General features: G+C 67.9%; 7 protein-coding genes. All 7 read left to right on the top strand.

Features of this window, described 5'->3' with window-relative positions; genetic code table 11:
* Positions 1–310 (top strand): hydrogenase maturation protein (locus VMS22_10245; protein HXJ34403.1); only part of this gene is annotated, 310 nt, incomplete at its 5' end.
* Between the two features lie 25 nt (positions 311–335).
* The gene (locus VMS22_10240) at positions 336–1,166 is read left to right on the top strand and encodes a nickel transporter (GenBank protein ID HXJ34402.1); all 831 of its coding nucleotides are present in this window, start codon (positions 336–338) and stop codon (positions 1,164–1,166) included.
* A 95-nt stretch (positions 1,167–1,261) separates the two neighbouring features.
* Positions 1,262–2,377 (top strand): polyheme membrane-associated cytochrome C, encoded by a 1,116-nt coding sequence (locus tag VMS22_10235; protein HXJ34401.1) that lies wholly within the window; start codon positions 1,262–1,264, stop codon positions 2,375–2,377.
* Positions 2,378–2,539: 162 nt separating this feature from the next.
* Positions 2,540–3,007, top strand: a complete 468-nt coding sequence (locus VMS22_10230; GenBank protein HXJ34400.1) for a type II toxin-antitoxin system RatA family toxin — start codon at positions 2,540–2,542, stop codon at positions 3,005–3,007.
* Positions 3,008–3,012: 5 nt separating this feature from the next.
* Positions 3,013–3,495 carry a cyclic nucleotide-binding domain-containing protein gene (locus VMS22_10225; GenBank protein HXJ34399.1) on the top strand — a complete coding sequence of 161 codons (483 nt, stop codon included), beginning with the start codon at positions 3,013–3,015 and terminating at the stop codon, positions 3,493–3,495.
* Between the two features lie 257 nt (positions 3,496–3,752).
* Positions 3,753–4,271, top strand: a complete 519-nt coding sequence (locus VMS22_10220) for a hypothetical protein (protein ID HXJ34398.1) — start codon at positions 3,753–3,755, stop codon at positions 4,269–4,271.
* 858 nt (positions 4,272–5,129) lie between these two features.
* Positions 5,130–5,502: serine hydrolase (locus tag VMS22_10215; GenBank protein HXJ34397.1), on the top strand; the 373-nt coding region annotated here is incomplete at its 3' end.

Genomic DNA, 5,502 nt, shown 5'->3' with positions numbered 1-5,502 from the left:
CGAGGCGCACGGCGATGACGTGGCCGGCTTCCTCGGGCGCGCCGTGCGCGCCGCCGAAGCGCTCGCGGCGAGCCCCGAATACGCCGACCTCCTCGAGCGCAAGCGCGCGAGCCGCGCGGCCGACGAGGCCGTCAAGCCGCTCGCGCAGCACCGCGCCGAGGAGCTCGAGCGGATGAAGCTCAATTTCCACGGCTTCGATCCGAGCTACCACGTCGCGCGCTACCACTTCGTGTTCAAGGTGCCGAAGTCCCGCACGCCCCTGTATCTCGCACAGCACCGCGTGCCGCCGCGGCGCCGCATCGCGGCCTGACGGGGAGAGGACGCGACCCGCGGCGATGGCGTCTCTCCCCGGCGATTGGCTCGCGCTCGTCACCCTCGTGTTCGTGCTCGGGCTGAGGCATGGCCTCGACGCCGACCACCTGGTCGCGATCGACGGGCTAGCGCGCTTCAACAGCCTCGCCCATCCACGCCTCGCCCGCTGGTGCGGCCTGCTCTTCTCCCTCGGCCACGGCGCGGTCGTCCTTGGCGTGGCGCTTGCGGTCGGTCTCGCCGCGGACCTCTGGACCGTACCGGGCTGGCTGGAGGATGTCGGAGCGTGGGTCTCGATCGCGTTCCTCACCGTGCTCGGCCTGGTCAACTGCGCCGCTTTGCTCGGGACGTCGGCCGACCGGGTCGTCCAGCCGGTCGGCCTGCGCGGGCGCCTGTTCGGCCGACTGACGCGGACCTCGCACCCGGGCGCAATCGCCCTGGTCGGCGGGTTCTTCGCCGTGTCGTTCGACACGATCTCGCAGGCGGCGCTGTTTGCGATCACTGCAAACCAGTTCGGCGGCTGGGAGCACGCCGTCGTGCTCGGCCTCGCTTTCATGTTCGGGATGACGCTGGTCGATGGCGCGAACGGGCTGTGGATCGCCGCGCTGCTGCGCAGCGCCCACGCGCGCGCGCTCGTCGCTTCCCGGTTGCTCGGGCTCACCGTCGTGTCCCTGAGTTTCGGCGTCGCCGCTTTCGCCGTCGCCGGGCGCTGGTCCAGCACGTTTGCTGCCTGGGCCGAGGGGCGCGAGCTCGCGTTTGGACTCGGCGTCATCGTCGTCGTCGCGGCCGCATTCCTGCTCGGGCTAGCGGTGTCGCGCCCGGCGCTGACCCAGGCGCCTGCTCCGCGTCGTTTCTAGAGGCGCGCGCTTCGGTAGCCCGAGCGCGCGGGTCGGCTCGTCGCTTTGCTTAGAATGCGCAGACGGTGTCTTTTCACAGGGGGGTCATGAACTCGATGGCTGATCGACGCTTGCGCCTGACGGTCGCGGTCGCGGTGCTGGTGGCAAGCGCGTGCGCGATGGACTCGGTGGAGCACAAATCGGAGAAGCCCTCCGGAGCCCGGATCCAGATGGGTGAAGGCCACCTGAACCGCGACGGCAAGGCCTTCCACTACTGGGACAAGGAAAAGGAGATCCCCGCCGTCTGTGCGCGCTGCCACGCTGCGACGGGAGTTGCCCAGTACCTGACAGAGGGCAAGAACACTCCCGCGCCGCACGTGAAGAACGCATTCGCGTGCACGAACTGCCACGCGGACATGCTCACGTATGCACGCCACACGGTCGCCAAAGTGACCTTCCCGAGCGGCCTCACGGTCGACAGCGGCAACAACGACGCGAACCTGTGCATGACCTGCCACCAGGGGCGCGAGTCGACGGCGAGCGCAAACAAGGCGATCGCCGCCCTCGGCCCCAACGCCGGCCCCGACACGCCGAATCCGAAGCTCGTGTTCGTCCACGTGCACTACTTCCCTGCTGGCGCAACGGTCTACGGCACGGACGCGAAGGTGGCGTACGAGTACGCTGGCAAGGCCTACGCTGGCCGCTTCAACCACGTTGCCAGCGTGAACACCTGCACCGCCTGTCATGAGCCCCACGCAGGCGCGGTGCTCGTGGAGAAGTGCGGCACGTGCCACCAGGGCGTGAAGAATTTGGCCGACGCTGCAACGATCCGGATGTCCACGAAGGGCGACTTCGACGGCAACGGCCGCGAGGAGGGTCTTGCGCGCGAGGTTGCCAACCTGCAGCGGGAGCTCTATGCCGCGATCCAGCAGTACGCGCGCGCTGTCGGCGGCACCTCGATCGCGTTCTCCCCTGAGGCGTTCCCGTACTGGTACACCGACACAAACGGCAACGGCAAGATCGATCCGGAGGAACTGCGGCCCGACAACCGGTACACGGCGTACACGCCTCGCCTCGAGCAGGCGACCTACAACTACACCTATGTGCTCAGGGATCCCGGGGCGGCGTATCACAACGGCCGCTACACGCTGCAGCTCCTCTACGACTCGCTCGACAGTCTCGCGGCGAGCGGCAAGGCGGGCGTGGAGATGCGCGGCAAGGTGCGGCCATAGTGTCGGGCGGCCGTCGCACGCTCGGCCCAATCGGCGGTTCGCTTGATGCACATCAATATCGCCGCTGCGGCGCGGGTGCACCGTTGCACGGCGGCATGCCGGCGAGGAGTGGTATCGCCGATTCACCGATCCGGAGTGCGCGCAGTGCCGACAATCGGGCGGATGTTCGACGTGATCGAGGCCGCGGAGCACTACCCGGCGTTCCTGCCCTGGTGCGTCGGCGCCGCGATCCTCGAGCGCGACGAGGGCGTCGTACGCGCGATCATCGCGATCGACTGGCGCGGCGTGCGATCCAGTCTGACGACGCGCAATCCCAAGCGGCGGCCCGAGTGGAGGGCGATGCATCTCGAGGACGGGCCGTTTCGCCGCTTCGAAGGCGAATGGACGCTGCGCCCGCTCTCCGCCGCGGGATGCAGGATCGATTTCCGCCTCGGCTACGACTTCGCCGGAGCGGTGATGCGCCGCGCGACGCGCCCGGTGTTCGACCAGATCGCGGACACGCTCGTCGACGCGTTCGTGGCTCGCGCGGATCGCGAGGCGGGTCGCGCCGCGACGACGGGGGGCGTCGCCGATACCACCGCCCGTCCTCCGCTGCCAACGCATCCCGACGATTCGACGACAGGAGGTTGACCGCCATGTCCGATCCCAAACTCGAAGCGCTCGCCCGGACCAAGCTCGCCGGAGAGCTCGATGACGGCGAGCAGGCCGTCCTTTCCAAGGTGCTCACTCAGCGCGACCTCGAGGAGGGCGAGGTCCTCGTCCATGAGGGCGTGTCGGACAACCACCTCTACCTGGTCGTCCGGGGCTCGCTCGGCGTCGTCAAGCAAAAAGGCACCCCGCACGAGGTCACGTTCAACACGCTGGCGCCGGGCGATCTCGCCGGCGAGATGGCATTCCTGGACGGGATGGAGCGCTACGCGTCGCTGGTGGCGCACGGCCACGCGCGCGTGATCGGCCTCGAGCGGGAAAAGCTCGAGAGCCTGCTCCCGAGCCATCCCGGGATCGTCTACAAGGTCATGCGCGCGATCATCCGGGTCGTGCACGAGACCCAACGCCGGCTCGCGATGCAGCAGGCGGAGCTGACCAACTACATCTACAAGCAGCACGGGCGCTACTGAAACTCCCGAGGACGAGGGGACGAGGTGATCGCCGCCGGGCAGCGGCTCGAGGCGGCACATCATGTGCTACGCAAATACCCGATCATGCGAGCGTTAGCGGACCGAATACTCGTGATGCAGTCCGCCCAACACCGAGTTCGCGAGCACGACGAAACCCTTGCCGTGGCGTGCGATCACCGCTCGCGCGAGCGTTCGCGACGCTTCAGGGAAACTGCGCCGAACGCGGACGTCTCGGTGACGACTCGCTCGCACCCTGAGTGTTAGGCTCCAACTCGAAGATCCATAGCTTCCGGCCCGCTAGAGAGGCCACGTCGTGTACAAAACCGCTTGTTATTTCCGCGCCTGCGCACGGCATCCTCAACGCGCAGGCGTTCCATTACACGAACAGCGTCGAAGCGGACATCCGAAAGACGTTCGCGCGTGTCCTGCGCAGGCGGGCGAAGACGAATGCGTCGATCAACGTCGCGAGCAACCGTCTGGATGCCCGCTCGATTCCTTCTCGTGCGGCTTTGTCTGCCCTGCCCCGCGTGAGAGGGACAGCGTTCGGGCGACCCGCTGCTGCGGTCCCGCGCATGCAGGATGAACGAGGCGTGTCGCACTTCGAGACCGTCTGCGTCGACACGATTCCCAACGAGACGCCCGCAAAGGGCGACGCGGCAATCACGCTTTTCGCACGTGCCAGCGACGACGTGCACGCACTCGCGAGTGGAGGCGCAGCCATGACCGTTCTCGCGAATGTGCTGCCTCTCGCGTGCCGCCGCTTGCATTCCGCCTGACCGGCAGCGATTCTGCGCTCCGTCGAACCTAATCGGCGAACTTCCCACGTTAATCGTCATGATCGCAATCAACGCCGACGCGGTCTCACTCAGTCGCACAGCGACATCCCGGGCCTGGAAGTCTCGAGGGTCGAGGTGGTTGTCGGCGCCCGGGTGCGCATGTGGACATTGGCGAAGAGGTCTGCGCGCTGGTGGACGGTGGCGGCTACGCGCCGTACGCGCTGGCAAGCCCCGCGCAGGTTCTTGCCTTGCCTCCCGGCCTCGACCCGATCGACGCTGCCGCTGTTTCGGAGGCCGCCTTCACGGGCTAGCATAGCTTCTTCAACGTCGCGCAACTCGGCCCCGGATCGTCCGTGCTCATCCACGGCGGAACCGTTGGCATGGGCATCATTGCAATCGAGCTGCCGCGCGCCGGACTGCTCGTGCACGCGCGTCGACCGAGACGCCCCGCGGCGGGCCGGACATTGGGCTCGCTATGCGGCGGGCTCATGACCCTCGCGCAGGCACTCATCGGCGATAGCAGCGGCGGCTGGCGCGAGATGCATGGACCAACACATCGAGCGCCACACGTCAAGCCGATTTTCTGGATTGACGTCTCCATGGCGGCCCGATAGTCTCGCCCCGATCATCTCCGCCGAGTCTCCGCCGACCGCTGCGGGCCGACCGCCGCCCCGCGCAAAGCCCCACCGCATGAGCCCGATGCCACACACCTTTTCGAACTTGCTCCGCCGCCTCGCGAGTCTCTGCGCAGCGTTCGCGCTCGCTGCGTCCACGTGCGCCGCGGCCGCAGACGCCGGCGCTGCAGGCGACCTCGACGACCGCTCCGACCCGGCTCTCCAGCGCGGGCTAGAAAGAGTCGTGCGCGATCTCGGCCTGACCGCCGGGGTCGAGGCAGGCCATCTCTCGCTCGCCCTCCTCGACCTCTCACGCGCCGATGCGCCCCGGCTCGCGATGCTGAACGGTCACGAAATGGTCTACGCGGCGAGCCTGCCGAAGATCGCAATCCTGCTCGGCGCATTCGTCGAGGCCGGGCGCGGGCGCCTTCCGCTCGATGCCGCGCATCTCGACGAGATCACGAAGATGATCCGCGTCTCGAGCAACGAAGCCGCGACGCACGTTCTCGACTGGGTGGGCCGGGAGCGCCTGCTCGACATCCTGCAGTCGCCGGCGATCGCGCTTTACGACGCGAAGCGCAACGGCGGTCTCTGGGTGGGCAAGAGCTACGGCCGCG

The organism is Candidatus Eisenbacteria bacterium (assembly GCA_035577985.1).
Taxonomy (GTDB): domain Bacteria; phylum Desulfobacterota; class Binatia; order DP-6; family DP-6; genus DATJZY01.
This window is presented reverse-complemented; position numbering and strand designations above follow the sequence as displayed.